At 69.5% G+C, this 14,857-nt stretch carries 13 protein-coding genes and 2 tRNA genes; 3 read left to right on the plus strand and 12 right to left on the minus strand.

Annotated elements, in window-relative coordinates; translation table 11 throughout:
• Nucleotides 1-100: 100 nt before the first annotated feature.
• The 3 genes from RAC69_RS09825 to ilvD all read right to left on the minus strand — a co-directional run bounded on the left by RAC69_RS09825 (nt 101) and on the right by ilvD (nt 3,310).
• Nucleotides 101-751, minus strand: a complete 651-nt coding sequence (locus tag RAC69_RS09825; protein ID WP_375086659.1) for a GntR family transcriptional regulator — start codon at nt 749-751, stop codon at nt 101-103.
• A 194-nt stretch (nt 752-945) separates the two neighbouring features.
• Nucleotides 946-1,236, minus strand: a complete 291-nt coding sequence (locus RAC69_RS09830; RefSeq protein ID WP_375086660.1) for a hypothetical protein — start codon at nt 1,234-1,236, stop codon at nt 946-948.
• Between the two features lie 169 nt (nt 1,237-1,405).
• Entirely contained in the window at nt 1,406-3,310 is a 1,905-nt protein-coding gene (gene ilvD / locus RAC69_RS09835) for a dihydroxy-acid dehydratase (RefSeq protein WP_375086661.1), read from the minus strand.
• A gap of 76 nt (nt 3,311-3,386) precedes the next feature.
• Here ilvD and RAC69_RS09840 point away from each other — a divergent pair, with 76 nt between their 5' ends.
• Nucleotides 3,387-4,211: a helix-turn-helix transcriptional regulator gene (locus RAC69_RS09840; protein ID WP_375086662.1), complete on the plus strand. Its 825-nt coding sequence runs from the start codon at nt 3,387-3,389 to the stop codon at nt 4,209-4,211.
• A 1-nt stretch (nt 4,212) separates the two neighbouring features.
• On the opposite strand, the gene RAC69_RS09845 is transcribed toward RAC69_RS09840, so the two are convergent.
• Genes RAC69_RS09845 through RAC69_RS09875 form a run of 7 tightly spaced genes read right to left on the minus strand, consistent with a single transcriptional unit; the run spans nt 4,213 to nt 11,914 of the window.
• Nucleotides 4,213-5,187, minus strand: a complete 975-nt coding sequence (locus RAC69_RS09845) for a LacI family DNA-binding transcriptional regulator (RefSeq protein WP_375086663.1) — start codon at nt 5,185-5,187, stop codon at nt 4,213-4,215.
• On the minus strand, nt 5,184-6,440 hold the full coding sequence (locus RAC69_RS09850; RefSeq protein WP_375086664.1) for a neutral/alkaline non-lysosomal ceramidase N-terminal domain-containing protein: 1,257 nt from the start codon (nt 6,438-6,440) through the stop codon (nt 5,184-5,186). The genes RAC69_RS09845 and RAC69_RS09850 overlap by 4 nt, the downstream gene beginning before the upstream one ends.
• On the minus strand, nt 6,437-7,582 hold the full coding sequence (locus RAC69_RS09855; protein WP_375086665.1) for an N-acetylglucosamine-6-phosphate deacetylase: 1,146 nt from the start codon (nt 7,580-7,582) through the stop codon (nt 6,437-6,439). The genes RAC69_RS09850 and RAC69_RS09855 overlap by 4 nt, the downstream gene beginning before the upstream one ends.
• Nucleotides 7,573-8,328 carry a sugar isomerase domain-containing protein gene (locus RAC69_RS09860; protein WP_375086666.1) on the minus strand — a complete coding sequence of 252 codons (756 nt, stop codon included), beginning with the start codon at nt 8,326-8,328 and terminating at the stop codon, nt 7,573-7,575. The genes RAC69_RS09855 and RAC69_RS09860 overlap by 10 nt, the downstream gene beginning before the upstream one ends.
• Nucleotides 8,321-9,091 carry a 6-phosphogluconolactonase gene (locus tag RAC69_RS09865; protein WP_375086667.1) on the minus strand — a complete coding sequence of 257 codons (771 nt, stop codon included), beginning with the start codon at nt 9,089-9,091 and terminating at the stop codon, nt 8,321-8,323. The genes RAC69_RS09860 and RAC69_RS09865 overlap by 8 nt, the downstream gene beginning before the upstream one ends.
• Before the next feature lie 5 nt (nt 9,092-9,096).
• Nucleotides 9,097-10,368 carry an AGE family epimerase/isomerase gene (locus RAC69_RS09870; protein WP_375086668.1) on the minus strand — a complete coding sequence of 424 codons (1,272 nt, stop codon included), beginning with the start codon at nt 10,366-10,368 and terminating at the stop codon, nt 9,097-9,099.
• The gene (locus tag RAC69_RS09875; RefSeq protein ID WP_341932862.1) at nt 10,361-11,914 is read right to left on the minus strand and encodes a sodium:solute symporter family protein; all 1,554 of its coding nucleotides are present in this window, start codon (nt 11,912-11,914) and stop codon (nt 10,361-10,363) included. The genes RAC69_RS09870 and RAC69_RS09875 overlap by 8 nt, the downstream gene beginning before the upstream one ends.
• A 174-nt stretch (nt 11,915-12,088) precedes the next feature.
• Between RAC69_RS09875 and RAC69_RS09880 the strand changes: the two genes are divergently transcribed.
• Nucleotides 12,089-13,306: a mannitol dehydrogenase family protein gene (locus RAC69_RS09880; RefSeq protein WP_375086669.1), complete on the plus strand. Its 1,218-nt coding sequence runs from the start codon at nt 12,089-12,091 to the stop codon at nt 13,304-13,306.
• The gene (gene manD / locus RAC69_RS09885; protein ID WP_375086670.1) at nt 13,303-14,541 is read left to right on the plus strand and encodes a D-mannonate dehydratase ManD; all 1,239 of its coding nucleotides are present in this window, start codon (nt 13,303-13,305) and stop codon (nt 14,539-14,541) included. Before RAC69_RS09880 ends, manD begins: the two co-directional genes overlap by 4 nt.
• 138 nt (nt 14,542-14,679) lie before the next feature.
• On the opposite strand, the gene RAC69_RS09890 is transcribed toward manD, so the two are convergent.
• Nucleotides 14,680-14,752, minus strand: a tRNA-Ala gene (locus RAC69_RS09890).
• Nucleotides 14,753-14,778: 26 nt separating this feature from the next.
• A tRNA-Ile gene (locus RAC69_RS09895) sits at nt 14,779-14,852 on the minus strand.
• Between the last annotated feature and the right edge of the window lie 5 nt (nt 14,853-14,857).

A 14,857-nucleotide genomic window follows, 5' to 3' on the forward strand; every position in this document is an offset into this window, starting at 1 on the left:
ACGGGTGGAAACGAACATGAAGACCTCCGGTGTAAGTTGTACATCAGAATACTGAAATTTCAATGCATGGGCAAACACACATGCAGGTGAATAGAAACGCTCAGGTCGGGAGCTGAAAGACGCGCTCGATGGCGAGTTCGCCGGCGAGCGCGTCTTTCGACACGACCGCATCCCGGAGGGCAGCGAACGCGCCCGCCGTCTCCCCAGGGTCGTACATCTCCAGCAGCCGTGGGGTGCGGACCTTGAACGCCAAGCCGTCGACGGTGTCGCGGCACAGTTTCACGAGGAGCGAGTTCCCTGTCGCCGGCTCGAACAGGGCAAGGGTGGGGAATCCGAACTTACGGATCTCTGCGGGATCCCTGCGGAGAACGGCCTCCCGCATCGAGTCCAAGCCGACGACGATGGAATCCCGTTGCGCCCGCGTCAGTCGGGGAATCGCCAGGCGCACCACGCCGCCGTAGATGACGCCCAAGGTGTGGAATGCCGCCTCGGTCTCCTCGGGCGACGGGTCGGCGACTCGGGTGAAGCGGTTCGGCTCCATCTCGATGAGTCCAGCGCGGGTGAGCTCGTTGATGGCATCACGGAGAGGCGTACGAGAGACGCCCAGCCAGTCCATCAGCTCCCTGTCGTGCAGGACCTCGCCGGGAGCGAAGGTGCCATCCATGATGGCCGACTGCAAGCGATCCTTGACGATGTCCCGAAGGAGGACGCGACCCGCCGCAACGGGACTGTTGGACGACGGTATGGGCACAGCTCCTCCTCGATGAAACTTCAATATATCGATCCTGGAGCCCCTAACCAGATCACCCGCTTTCCGGCGTGCCTGAACGGCCGCGACGCGGGTGTCCTCCCACGCGGAGGTCGAGCATGGCCGAAGCGCTCCCGTGAGGGTGCGGCCGACAGCCGGAGCCTTGCCGGATGTCGTGCGCGGTGGTAGCGGTCGGGTCAGAGCAGGTCGTAGTACCCGCCGAACGGCGAGTCGATGTCTCCCGTATCGCGCGCGTCGAACGGCACGGTCGCCTCGGTGATGGTCACGTGACTGCGCGGGGTGATGAGCACGCTGAGCTTGCGGTTGCCCACCACGACGAGGTCGATGAAGGTGCCCGAGGTGGTCAGGGCCTGTTCGATCCGATGCTTCAGGTCGGCGAGATCCTGGTCCTGCGCGAGAAGGAATCCCCGCCCGTCGAACGTCACCTCGATCTGCACCATGGTCTGCACAGTCTCGACGTTACCCATGAGAGCACGGTACGCCGCATCGAGGTCCCACAAAAGGGGGGTTGCAATCCTGTCGCGGGAGTGCCAATAAGTGCGCGATCCATTCCTGTGAATTTCATGAATCCCAGGTCAGAGTTGTTAACACCTTCATCCACAGCTGTGGATGAATCCGTGACCGCTCGGCCTTCTCTCACACCAGCGAGGACGCCGACCGGAGCTCCTGCTCGCGCAGCGCGCGCTCGACCGTCTCGACATCGCGCACCGCACCGCGATCGGCCGAGGTCGCCATCGCCGCGTAGGAGCGCAGGGCCAGCGACACCGCACGCTGGCGATCGCGCGGGCGATAGCCGCCCTCCTCCAGCAGCGCCGCGCGACGACGCTCGAGCTCGGCCTCGTCGACCTGCAGCGTCAGGTCCCGCGTCGGGATGTCGATCGAGATGATGTCGCCGTCCTCGACCAGCGCGATGACACCGCCCGACGCGGCCTCGGGGGAGACGTGGCCGATCGAGAGCCCCGACGTCCCGCCCGAGAAGCGACCGTCGGTGATGAGCGCGCACACCTTGCCGAGCCCTCGGCCCTTGAGGAAAGAGGTCGGGTGCAGCATCTCCTGCATGCCCGGTCCGCCCTTCGGGCCCTCGTAGCGGATCACGACGACGTCGCCCGGCTGCACCTTCTTGCCGAGGATCTTCGCGACCGCCTCCTCCTGCGACTCGCACACGACCGCCGGCCCCGAGAAGACGAGGATCGACGGGTCCACACCCGCCGTCTTCACCACCGCACCATCGACGGCGATGTTGCCGCGGAGCACCGCGAGGCCGCCGTCGGCCGAGTACGCGTGCTCGGCGTCACGGATGCAACCGTTCTCGGCATCCGTGTCGAGCTCCCGCCACCGTTCGGACTGCGAGAACGCGCTCGACGACCGCACGCCGCCGGGGGCCGCGTACCAGAGATCCTTCGCCTCATCGGAGACCGAGCCGCTGCGGATGTCCCACTCGTCGAGCCAGGTCGCGAGCGACGGGGAGTGGATCGACGACACGTCGTCGTTCAGTGCGCCCGCGCGACGCAGCTCGCCCAGGATGCGAGGGATGCCGCCCGCGCGGTGCACGTCCTCCATGTAGTACATGCGGCCGTAGGCGGGGTTCGGGGCGATCTTCGCGAGGCAGGGCACGCGACGCGAGACGGCGTCGATCTCGTCGAGACCGAACGCGACACCCGCCTCGTGCGCGGCAGCCAGCAGATGCAGGATCGTGTTGGTCGAGCCGCCCATCGCGATGTCGAGCGCCATGGCGTTCTCGAAGGCGTTGTAGCTCGCGACCGCACGGGGGAGCACCGACGCGTCGTCCTCATCGTAGAAGCGCCGGGTGATCTGCACGGCGACTTCGCCGGCCTTCTCGTACAGCGCGCGGCGGGCGGTGTGGGTGGCGAGCACCGAGCCGTTGCCGGGCAGAGCGAGCCCCAGCGCCTCGACGAGGCAGTTCATCGAGTTCGCGGTGAACATGCCCGAGCACGACCCGCACGTCGGGCATGCGTTCTCCTCGATGCGCTGGATGTCGGCATCCGACACCGTGTCGTTCGCGGCCTCCGAGATCGCGTCGACGAGGTCGAGGGTCCGCACGCTTCCGTCGACGAGCGTGGCGCGTCCCGACTCCATCGGACCGCCGGACACGAAGACGGTCGGGATGTTCAGGCGCAGCGCGGCCATGAGCATGCCAGGGGTGATCTTGTCGCAGTTCGAGATGCACACGAGGGCGTCGGCCTGGTGCGCGTTGACCATGTACTCGACCGAGTCGGCGATGAGGTCCCGCGAGGGGAGCGAGTACAGCATCCCGCCGTGGCCCATCGCGATGCCGTCGTCGACCGCGATGGTGTTGAACTCGCGGGGGATGCCGCCCGCTGCGCTGATCGCGTCGGACACGATGCGACCCACGGGCTGCAGGTGCGTGTGGCCGGGGACGAACTCGGTGAAGCTGTTCGCGACGGCGACCATCGGCTTGCCGAAGTCGGCGGCGTTCACGCCGGCTGCGCGGAAGAGGGCCCGGGCGCCGGCGGCGTTGCGGCCGTGCGTCACGGTGCGGGAGCGAAGGGGAGTGGGCATCCTCTCACTGTCGTGCGTCTCGGCGATCACCGGAAGTCGCCGCCGACACTAGTAGTGAGAGCACTAGGTTTGTGAGGTGGCCACGGACGAGCAGCAGCGCAAGGAGCTCGGCGCGTTCCTGCGCGCCCGACGCGAGCAGCTCGACCGCACGGGCTACGGCCTGCCCCCGGCCGGGCGCGGGCGCACGATCGGACTGCGCCGGGAGGAGATCTCCTACCTCTCCGGGGTCAGCGTCACCTGGTACACCTGGCTCGAACAGGGCCGCGACATCAATCCCTCGCGTCAGGTGCTGGATGCCGTCGCCACCACCCTGCACCTCACGGTCGCCGAACACGACTACGTGCTCACCCTCGCCGGCTTCGCACCGCAGCGGCCGGGCGGAGGCGAGGCCGTCGAGACCGCGCCGCCCCATGTGCAGCGATTCCTCGACGCTCTCGACGAGCACCCCGCCTACGCGCTCGCGCCCGACTGGGGCATCGCCGGGTGGAACGCCGCCTACGAGAAGCTCTACCCGAACGTGGCCACCACTCCCGCCGAGGAGCGCAACCTGCTGCGGCTCATCTTCACCGACCCCGCCGTGCGGTCGCTGCTCGACGACTGGGATGACACCAGCCGACGGTTCCTCGCCGAGTTCCGCGCCGAGGCGGGCCCGCGGCTCGGCGACCCTCGGTATCGCGATCTCATCGGCAGGCTCGTGCAGGAGAGCGACGACTTCCGCGAACGGTGGGAGAGCCACGGCGTCGGCGGTTTCGAGTCGCGCGAGCGCGTGTTCCAGCATCCGACCCTCGGCCGCCTCGTCTTCGAGCACCACCAGCTGCGACCATCGGACCAGACCGACGTGCAACTGGTCGTCTACACCGCGGATGCCGAGACGCGCAGCCGCTTCGCCAGCGACGCGTAGGTCACATCTCGCGGGTCGTCTCACGGAGTTCGAGCACGCCCTCGACCTCGACGCGGGTGTCCGGCTGGATCTCGTCGGCCGCGATCAGACCCATCGCCGCACGGACGGCCTCGGTGAACGGCAGCCGGATCGTCGACATGCGCGGATGGGTCTGGATCGGGAGGGCGTCGTCGCAGCCGATGAGCGCGACCTCGTCCGGTACCCGGACGTTCTCGACCAGCAGACCGTCGAGAACGCCGTGCGCCACGACGTCGTCGAAGGCGATGACCGCATCGGCACCGGAGTCGAGCACCTCCTTCGCGAGGGCACGCGCCTCGGTGTAGGTACCCGACTCGTCCCGCAGGTACGTCGCGTCGAGGCCCAGGCGGGCCACGGCGTCGCCGACCGTCCGCCGCCGCTCGCCCTCTGACCACGACCGGACAGGACCGCCGACGTAGCAGAGGCGGCGAGCGCCGCTGGCGACCAGATGATCGATGCCCTGGCACAGGGCGGTGCTCGAGCTCAGCAGTACTCGCGCGAGATCGGGGGTGTCGTTGTTGATGAACACCACCCGCGTGCGCTGCGCGATGAGCTGCAGTTCGTCACCGGGGAGGCGCGACGACGCGACGATCACGCCCTCGGTCTGCGGCGCCATCGTCGCGATCTGCCGGCGCTCCTTCTCGGGGTCGTACCCGGTCTCGGCGACGAACATCGACAGTCCCCGCTGCTCGGCCGAGCGCTGCGCTGCCCGCACCAGCTTGGGGAAGAACGGGTTGGTGATGTCGGGGACGATCAGACCGATGGCCCCCGTGCGTCCCGTGATCAGCGCCTGCGCGTGACGGTTCGGCACGTACCCCAGCCGCTCAGCCGCCGCGTGCACGGCGACGACCGTCTCGGCGCGCAGCAGCTCGGGGTGGTTGAACGCCCGCGACACGGTAGACGGCGAGACGCCGAGGGCGCGCGCCACGTCGACGACGGATGCACGGGCGATGGTCACCGGGTCGGCCCGTCGAGCAGTGCGGCCGCGACATCGACGACGGCCTCCAGCGTGCCGCGCGCGAAGGGGCCGGGCATCGCGTAGTAGCGGTGGGCGTCGACGACCTCGTAACCGCCGAGCGCGTAGGCGGATTCGTCGGGGAGATACCCGGGGACACCGTCGCAATAGCCGAGCACGATCGTCGGCCCGTCATGGCCGGCGCGCAGTCGGTCGGCTGCCGACAGGAACGGCTCCCCGGGGAGGGCGATGATGCGCAGCGCACCGCACGAGATCACGGAGACCCGGCCGACCCAGGAGGACGCGGGCGATGGCGGGCGTTCCCGTGCCCAGCGCAGCCATCGGACGAGGAGAGCCGACCGCCCGGTGCCGTCGGCGATCTCGCGCTGCCATCCCTCGACCTGCAGGGCGACCGTGTCGTCGCTCTCCGCCGCGATGTCGAGCGTCACCCCCGCGGAAGCGAAGCCGACGGGGCGGGCGTCGATCGGGGCCGGATCGACGGAGCTCAGCGCAGCGGCGAGGACGCCGCCCACCCGGTCGGCCTCGGCGAAGGTGCGTCCGGCGCCGCCTCCGACGAACGACGACTCCGCACGGTGACCCGTGTTCACGTCGCCCGCCGCACCGGTGGCGAACACGCAGACGCTGCCCGGATGCCGGGCTTCGATCCGTTCACGCAGCGGTGCGACGAAGTCGCCGCTGATCAGCGTGTTGTGACCGTCCAGCACGACCGGATGGCAGGGGTACGACACCAGGGTCGCCACCCGCCTGCCCTCTCGGTCGAAGCCGACAGCCTGCACGGGCGGATCGATCTCCCGCTCGAGGTGCCGTCGGTTGCGGGCGACTCCCGCGCCATGCGCTTCCGCATAGACGAGGGTGCAGGGCACCCGGGCCGCCGCAGCGCTCCGCACCGTGTCGACGATGCTCCGCTCGACCTCGACGCGCAGCCCGGGCGCTTCGACTCCGAGGCGCTCATGCGAGATGCACGGCCCCGCGTGCGTGTGCGTGGCGTGCAGCACGATCTCGGTCACGATCCCGTCGGCCAGCAGGTCGTCCCGCACCGACGCGCACGTGCGCTCGTGCAGCGCGCAGCAGTCCACGGTGACGAGCGCCACGGTGTCGATCACGAGGGCCCGCACCGTCAGCGGATCGTGCACCCCCGTCGACCCCGACGAGCGCGCCGCGAAGCCCGACATCGGCGTGCCGTCGGGCACGTCGACCGCCGCGACCGCACACCCGACCGGTACCGCACTGCTCACGCGACCGTCCTTCCTCCCGCGACCGTCTCGACGACCCTTCCCTCATCATCGAGGATGACGATGTCCGCCGGCGATCCCGCCGCCAGACGCCCCGCCTCGAACGCGCCACCGGTGAGGTCGCTGACGATGCGCCCCGGCAGCTCCGTCGCCATCCGCACCGCCGTCGCGAGGCCCAGGCGAGTGGCGGTCACCCAGCGGACGCAGTCCGCGAGGCTCATCGCCGATCCGGCCAGGTAGCCGGTGTCGGGATAGGACAGTCGTCCATCCGCGGTGAGCAGCACCTCGCCGCCGACGGTCGTGCGGTGGCGTCCGGGTGCGGCCCCCGCGAGCTCCACGGCGTCGGAGACGAGGAACGCCCGCTCAGGGCCGAGCGCGCGCGTCATCGCGACGAAGGTCTCGGCGGGGAGGTGGTGCCCGTCGCCGATGAGGCCGCACCGCAGTCTGTCGTCGGCGAGCTGGGTCCAGATCGGATTGGGATGCCGGGGAAGCTCCGCCGAGATGCCGTTGCCGAGGTGGGTCGACAGCGTCGCGCCCGCCTCGACCGCCCGGGCGATGAGCGCGGGGTCGGCGTGCGTGTGCCCGATCGCCACCGCCACCCCGTGGGCGACGATCCGGGCGATCTGGGCGGGGGCGTCGTCGTCGTGCGGGGAGAGGGTGACGTAGCCCACCTCGCCGTGTGCGGTCCAGCGATGCACCTCGTCGGCGTCGATCGGACGGATCGCAGCGGGGTCGTGCACACCGCGGGGCCCGTCGATCGACGAGAGGAACGGTCCTTCGACGTGCACGAAGGGCACAGCGGCAGCGACGGCGGGGTCGTCCTTCCTCGCCGCGGTCACGGCGTCGAGGCGCGCGGTGATCTGCTCCTCGGTGCCGGTGATCACCGTGGGCACCCAGGTCGTCACGCCGCGGCCGGCGAGCGCCGCCGTGATCGCCGAGATCGCGGAGGGCTCGGGGACCTCGGCATTGACGTCGTGGCCGCCGAAGCCGTTGACCTGCAGATCCACGAACCCCGGTGCGACCCACGGCCCCGTCGCAGGACCGCCGCGCTCGACCGCCGTCACCCGCGCGCCCTCGACCATCACCCGCAGACCGGCACCGGTCGCGACGTCCCGTCCGCTGATCGTGCGCGTCGTCACAGCCACGACACCCGGCCCTGGAACCTGTCGAGGAAGCGGGCGTTCGCCTCATCGCCTCCCGGCGCATTGCCCGACCGCCACATGGGCACCTCGTCGCCGGTCGCCCCGAGCAGGGCGAGCGTCTCGAGCATGAGCCAGTTCATCGTGAAGGCGTTGGCGAACGTCGAGGTCGCCCCCGACTTCTCGACGGCGCCCGGCACCTGGACGACAGCGTCGCCGATCGGCACCTTCGTGTCGATGTGCACGTCGACCACGTCGTGCAGGTTCGCGTGCGACGGATGCCGGGCGGGATGCTGCTCCGCCGTCTGCTCGGCGTGCGCGCGCGACGAGACGCCGATCACGGTCGCTCCGCGCTCGCGGGCCGTCAGCGCGGCGTCGATGAGCGCCGCGTTGATGCCGTACGCGTTCACGAGGACGAGCACGTCGCCGTCGCCGATGCCCGCGCGCTCGATCACGATCCGTCCGTAGCCGGGCAGCCGCTCGACCGCCATCGACCGCAGCGCGCCCGATGAGAGGAGCGTCCCCTCGTCGAGGATCGCGGAGACGTGCATCAGTCCGCCCGCACGGAAGAACACCTCCTGGCTGGCGAGGTTCGAGTGTCCGCCGGGACCGTAGACGTGCACGAGGCGGTCCCGGGCGATCTGCGCTGCGAGCACATCGGCTGCGGCGGCGACACTCTCCCTCTCCTCGGCGCGGATGCGCGCCATCAGGCCGGTCACGGCGTCGAAGTACTCGTCGGCCAGCTCACTCATGCGGGTCGTCCTCCGGGGCGGAATCAGCGTCGACGAAGAGGTGCACGTCGGGGTGGGTGTGCAGCGCCGTCCCGGGGAACATCGGGTCGGGGTCGCGGCGCAACGTCTCGGTCACTGCGCGCTGCTTCTGGGCACCGGGCACGCTGCACACGATATGCCGCGCGGCGAGCAATCGTGGGATCGTGACGGTGATCGCCTGTGCCGGGACGGCGTCGAAGTCCGGGAAGTGCCCTTCGTCGACCTGCTGCTGTCGCGAGGTGTCGTCGAGGCTGACCGGCCGCGCGGCGAGCGGATCGGCGAAGTCGGCCGGCGGATCGTTGAACGCCAGGTGGCCGTTCACGCCCAGCCCGCACAGCGTGACGTCGAAGAACTCATCGCCCATGACGGCGGCGTAGGCCGCTGCGCTCTCCGCAGCGACGAGAGACGTGTCGATGCGATGGAACACGGGCGCCGCGGTGAGGCGGGAGAGGAAGTGCGCATCGAGCCAGTTGCCGAATCCCTGAGGAGCATCCGACGGCAGACCGATGTAGTCGTCCATGTGGAAGAACACGACTCGCGAGAAGTCGAGATCGGCGGACGCCAGCCGCTCGAGCGTGGCTGCCTGCGACGGAGCGGCGGCGAGCATCACTCGCGCCGATCCTCGCGTGGCGATCGCCTCGGCGATGAGCTCCGCGGCCTGCGTGCCGGCGGCCTCGCCGAGAGCGCGCGGGTCGTCGTGACGGTGCACGGCGATGGGGTGGAGGGTGGTGGACGGGGACGTCATCTCGGTCATTCTCCTGTGTGGTTCTTCGAGGCGAGGCGGTGGAGCAGCAGCAGGCTGCGTGCGATGTGGAAGGGGTCCTTGACCGGCAGCGCGACGACCTCGCCGAGCGGTTCTCCCGCGCGATCCCTGATCTGCAGCCATTCGGCTCCGGCGGGGTCGGGGAAGATCCGGAACGTGTAGTCGTCGAGACGCGCCGCCGCTTGCGCCAGCAGCGGGTCATCGGTGCGGTCGGCGAGCAGAGCCGTGGCGTAGAGCGATTCGACGTGCACCCACCACAGCTTCGTGTCCCACGTGCGCGTGACGAGATCCTCGTATCGTTCGGGACGGTCGGATCGGATGCCGGTGGGCGGCCCGCCTCCTCCGTCGACGTACCGCAGCATCCCGCCGTGCTCGGTGTCCTCGCCGATCTCGACAGCTCGGCGTGCGAGGGCCGCGAGCTGCTCGGCGCCCGGCGCGTGCGCGGCGTCGAGGTCTCCGCGCGCCAGGCCCTGGTCGCGGGCATGCAGCAGCATCCAGGTGAGTTCGAGCAGGTGCCCCGGCGTGCGGTGGCGGGCGAGCAGCGTGTGCGCGTCGCGCGGATCCGCCGGGCGGAACTCCCACCACTCGTCGGCCCCGAGGAAGTCCGTCGTCAGCACCGACAGCGCGTGGTCGCGGACGGCCAGCGCCGTCTCGCTCCGCGGCGCCGCACGCAGCAGTTCGGCGGCGGTGTGCACGAGGGTCATCGGTCCGGCGAGATCGGAGTACCCGTGCGGCACGGGATACGGCTCGCTCGCAGCCGTGCCGTTCGCGATGGATCGGCGCGCGGTCTCCAGCAGCTGCTCGGCGTGCGACAGCCACGCCTCCCTGCGGTCGTCGCCGTCGTCGAGCATCCGCAGAGCTCCCGCGAGGCCGAGTGCGGCGAACAGGTCGGCGAAGACGCTCGTGGCGCGTTCGCCCGCCGCACCGCTGGGCAGCGGAACCCCCTCGGCGGTGAGACGGAACGCCGTCGTGCCGTCACCCAGCAGCGCGTGCCGGCTGAGGAGATCGGCGGTCTCGATCGACCGGCGGCGCCACAGCTCCGCGTCGACGGGGATGCGGCCGGCGACCGCCTCGTCGGCGAGCTCGGCCGCGAGCCACGCCCAGCGCCCCTGCGACCACGTGTAGAGCTCGTCGCTGACGCGCTCACCGTCGTTGGAGTAGCACGTGAACACCCCGCCGCCCGGGCGGACCGCCCGCTCCCACCAGGGGAGCACCGTCGCGACGAGGTGCTCCCCCCAGCGAGTGTCGGTCTCACGCATCCGCCACACCCGCCGTCCGCTGTGCGACCGTCGGCGAGTCCGCGGCCGGCCGCGACGGAGCATCCGAGGCGATCGAGTCGATCAGTTCATCGGTCTCGACGGATTCCTCCGAGCGGATGAAGCCGATCACGATGAACGAGACGAGCGAGATCACGACGGGGGTCGCCACGGTCCACGCCTGCGCGTTGACGCCCATCGACTCGACCCAGCCCGGCCACGCCCAGCGGTTCAGGGCGAAGGTCACGAGTCCGAGGGCGGTCGAGATCAGCGCTGCCGCCGAGCCGGAACGTCGGAACCAGGGCAGCATGCCGAGCAGCATCGGCACGGCGACGGGGCCGACCAGGGCACCGAACCAGAGGATCAGGAGGCCGAGCACGCCGCCGAACGAGTCACTGGTGAGCGCGATCACCATGGATCCCGTGATGAACAGGAAGGTGATGAAGCGGCTGAACAGCAGCTCGGTCTTGGACGGCAGGAAGCTGCGCCCCTTGCGGAACATCGGGATGATGTCACGCACGACGACCGAGGCGATCGCGTTGGAGTCCGACGACGTCATGGCCATGGTGTGGCTGAACATGCCGACCAACACCAGGCCGACGAGGCCCGTCGGCAGCAGGTTGTCGACGAGGAGCGCGTACGACTGGCTCGGGTCCTCGAGGTTCGGCATGAGCAGCGGCGCTGCCCACATCGGGAAGAAGAGCACGAGGGGCCAGATGAGGTACAGCGCGCCCGAGAAGATCATGGATCGACGGGCCTCGCGGCCGTTCGGCGTGGAGATCATGCGCATGGCGAGGTTCCACGTGCCGCCGTTGTACGACATCGTCGAGATCAGGATGTAGGCGAGGAAGAACGGCACGGTGAGCGTTCCGGCGAACGGATCGGAGTGCCCGGCCGGGAGCTCGTCCCACATGGTCCAGATCGTCGAGAAGCCGTCGAGGTGCATCATCACCGCGACGGCGAGCGCGACGGCCGCGACGAGCTGGATGATGAACTGGCCGAAGTCGGTGAGGACGTCGGCCCACACGCCGCCGATCGTCGAGTAGATCATCGTCACACCGCCGACGAGGAGGATGCCCCAGCCGATCGGGACTCCGGCGAACACCTGCAGGAGGATCGCGGAGGCGCTCCACTTCGCGGCGACGTCGAAGACCTTGAGGCCGACACCGGACCACGCGAGGACCTGCTCGGTGGGCACGTTGAACCGCTTGGCGACGTACTCGAGCGGGGAGATGATGCCCAGGCGCTCGCGCAGACGGGGCCAGCGCGGCGCGAACAGCCACGCACCGAGACCGCAGGCGATGGTGATGCTGAGTGCCCACCACACGTAGACCGCGAAGCCGGTCGTGTAGGCCAGAGCGGCGTACCCCACGAAGACCGCTGCGGAGTATCCGGACATGTGATGCGAGATCCCGGTGAGCCACCAGGGGATCTTGCCGCCGGCGACGAAGAAGTCGGCGGCGTCTTTGATGCGGGATTTGGCGTAGACGCCGATTGCGATCATCACGAGGAAATACAGCGCGACGACGATCCAGTCGAGCACACCCATAGTCGATACTCCTTCAGACGTCATTGTGGTTCGGGTTTCCGGGGCCCGTCGCCGGGTTAGCGGCGATGGTTGCATGCAAACGTTTGCACTGCAACGATCATCTGCACCGGCTCAGCCAGTGGCCGTGTGCGGCACCGAACCCCACGTGCCGGATCGACGAGGAGGGACTCGACCGTGACCGGCACCCCGACGACCGACCGGCGCGTCGCCCACCTCGGCCTCGGTGCCTTCCATCGCGCGCATCAGGCGTGGTACACCGAGCACGCCCACGACGACTGGCGCATCACCGCCTTCACCGGCCGTCGCCCCGACGCCGCACGACTGCTCGCGGCTCAGCGGTTCGCCTACACCCTCATCGAGCGCGCCGCCGACGGCGACACCGCCGAGACCATCCGCTCGATCTCCGCGGCGGTCCCCGGCGACGACGCGCGGGCCTGGCTCGACACCATCGCCGACCCGCGCACGGGAGTGCTCACCCTCACGGTGACCGAGCCCGGCTACGCGGTCGACGCCGGCCCTCCTGCTCGGATCGCCGCCGGTCTGTCCGCGAGGCGGGCGTCCGGAGCGGGAGCGATCGCGATCGTCAGCTGCGACAACCTGCCCGGTAACGGGCGGATGCTGCGCGACGCCGTCCTCGCGCACGCGCGCGCCGACGCCGCCTGGATCACCGAGAACGTGGCGTTCGTCGACACCGTCGTCGACCGCATCACCCCGGCCACGACGCCGGCGGACGTCGAGGCCGCGCGGGAGCTGACCGGCGTCTCCGACCCCGCCGTCGTCGTGACCGAGCCCTTCACGGAATGGATCCTGCACGGGGGGTTCCCTGCGGGGCGCCCCGCCTGGGATGCCGCGGGGGCGCGCTTCGTCGACGACGTCGCTCCCTACGAGGAGCGCAAGCTCTGGCTGCTGAACGCCGGGCACACCCTGCTCGCGGCATCCGGTCGCCTCGCCGGCTACGAGACCGTGAGCGAGGCGTTCGCCGACGATGCGCTGCGCGGGGCGGTCGAGGCGCTGTGGGCGGAGCAGCGTGCGGTCATCGATCTCCCGCCGGAGGATCTCGACCCGTGGCTCGACGACCTCCGCATCCGGTTCGCGAACCCCCGCATCGCCCACCGTCTCGACCAGATCAGCCGCGACAGCGCCGCGAAGGTGCCGGTGCGCATCCTCGCACCGCTGCGCCGACGGATGGAGGCGGGTCTCGGCGGCGGAGAAGCGCAGCGCGCCGCCGTCGGCTCCTGGATCCGCTCGCTCCTCGAACTCCCACCGCCCGACCGGACCACGCTCGATGTCGCTCGCATGCTCGAACCCCTCTCCGACGGGGAGCGCATCCACACGGTCATCGCCCACCTCACCCCCCGCCCGCATCAGAACCCGCAAGGAGACACGAAATGACCATCGACAAGGCAGAGGTGATCGTCACCAGCCCCGACCGCAACTTCGTCACGCTGAAGCTCACCACGTCGGACGGGGTCACGGGACTCGGCGACGCCACCCTGAACGGGCGAGAACTGGCCGTCGTGGCCTACCTCACCGAGCACGTGGCGCCGTTGCTGATCGGCGCAGACGAGTCGCGGATCGAGGACACCTGGCAGTTCCTGTACCGCAGCGCCTACTGGCGCCGGGGGCCGGTCACGATGGCGGCGATCGCCGCGGTCGACATGGCCCTGTGGGACATCAAGGGCAAGGTCGCGGGGCTGCCGGTGTATCAGCTGCTCGGTGGGGCGTCGCGCAACGGTCTCATGGCGTACGGGCACGCCTCGGGCAAGGAGCTGCCCGAGCTGTTCGACTCGATCCGCGCCCACCAGGAGCAGGGATACAAGGCGATCCGCGTGCAGACCGGTGTGCCGACGCTGAAGGCGATCTACGGCATCGCGGCGCAGGGAGCCGACGTCGGCGACGCGAGCGTGCGGTACGACCACGAACCCGCCCGTCGCGGCGCGAAGCCGGTCGAGGAGGACTGGGACACCCGGGCCTACCTGAACCACCTCCCCGGTGTCTTCGAGGCCGTGCGCAACGAATTCGGCCCCGACATCCCGCTGCTGCACGACGGCCATCACCGGATGACCCCGATCCAGGCCGCGCGTCTCGGCAAGGACCTCGAACCGTACGACCTGTTCTGGCTCGAGGACTGCACCCCGGCGGAGAACCAGGAAGCGCTGCGACTGGTGCGCCAGCACACGACCACGCCGCTCGCGATCGGCGAGATCTTCAACACGGTGTGGGATTTCAAGGACATCATCCGCGACCAGCTCATCGATTACGTCCGCGGCGCGGTCACACACATGGGTGGCATCACGGCGCTGAAGAAGACGCTCGACTACGCCGCGATGTACCAGATCAAGTCAGGCATGCACGGGCCGACCGACATCTCCCCGGTCGGGATGGCCGCCGCCATGCACCTCGGGCTGTCGATCCACAACTTCGGCATCCAGGAGTACATGAAACACGGCTCGCGCACCGACCAGGTCTTCCAGCAGTCGTTCACCTGGACGGACGGCTACTTGCACCCCGGCGACAAGCCGGGTCTCGGCGTCGAGCTCGACCTCGAAGAGGCGGGGAAGTACCCGTACGAGCAGGCCTATCTGCCGTACAACCGCCTGCTCGACGGCACCGTCCACGACTGGTGAACGCGGACTCCACAGTTGTTAACAGATCTGTTAACAACTGTGGAGAGACCCGTCGCGCGCGGCGCGAGCCATCCGCCACCGCACAAACGAGAAGGCCCCGCACTCGGCGGGGCCTTCTCGAACTGTCTCAACACAGTGTGGAGCCTAGGAGATTCGAACTCCTGACATCCTGCTTGCAAAGCAGGCGCTCTACCAACTGAGCTAAGGCCCCGTGAGGGTTCTTCTTGAGTTACGGAGTGGGGCTACCAGGACTTGAACCTGGGACCTCTTCATTATCAGTGAAGCGCTCTAACCGCCTGAGCTATAGCCCCGTCAA

This window comes from Microbacterium sp. LS_15, from assembly GCF_041954735.1.
GTDB lineage: Bacteria > Actinomycetota > Actinomycetes > Actinomycetales > Microbacteriaceae > Microbacterium.

Coding starts and splice junctions, on each gene's coding strand:
- RAC69_RS09830 (WP_375086660.1), bottom strand. CDS start 1,236: ATGGGTAACGTCGAGACTGTGCAGACCATGGTGCAGATCGAGGTGACG.
- ilvD (WP_375086661.1), bottom strand. CDS start 3,310: ATGCCCACTCCCCTTCGCTCCCGCACCGTGACGCACGGCCGCAACGCC.
- RAC69_RS09860 (WP_375086666.1), bottom strand. CDS start 8,328: ATGAGTGAGCTGGCCGACGAGTACTTCGACGCCGTGACCGGCCTGATG.
- RAC69_RS09865 (WP_375086667.1), bottom strand. CDS start 9,091: ATGACGTCCCCGTCCACCACCCTCCACCCCATCGCCGTGCACCGTCAC.
- RAC69_RS09870 (WP_375086668.1), bottom strand. CDS start 10,368: ATGCGTGAGACCGACACTCGCTGGGGGGAGCACCTCGTCGCGACGGTG.
- RAC69_RS09875 (WP_341932862.1), bottom strand. CDS start 11,914: ATGGGTGTGCTCGACTGGATCGTCGTCGCGCTGTATTTCCTCGTGATG.
- manD (WP_375086670.1), top strand. CDS start 13,303: ATGACCATCGACAAGGCAGAGGTGATCGTCACCAGCCCCGACCGCAAC.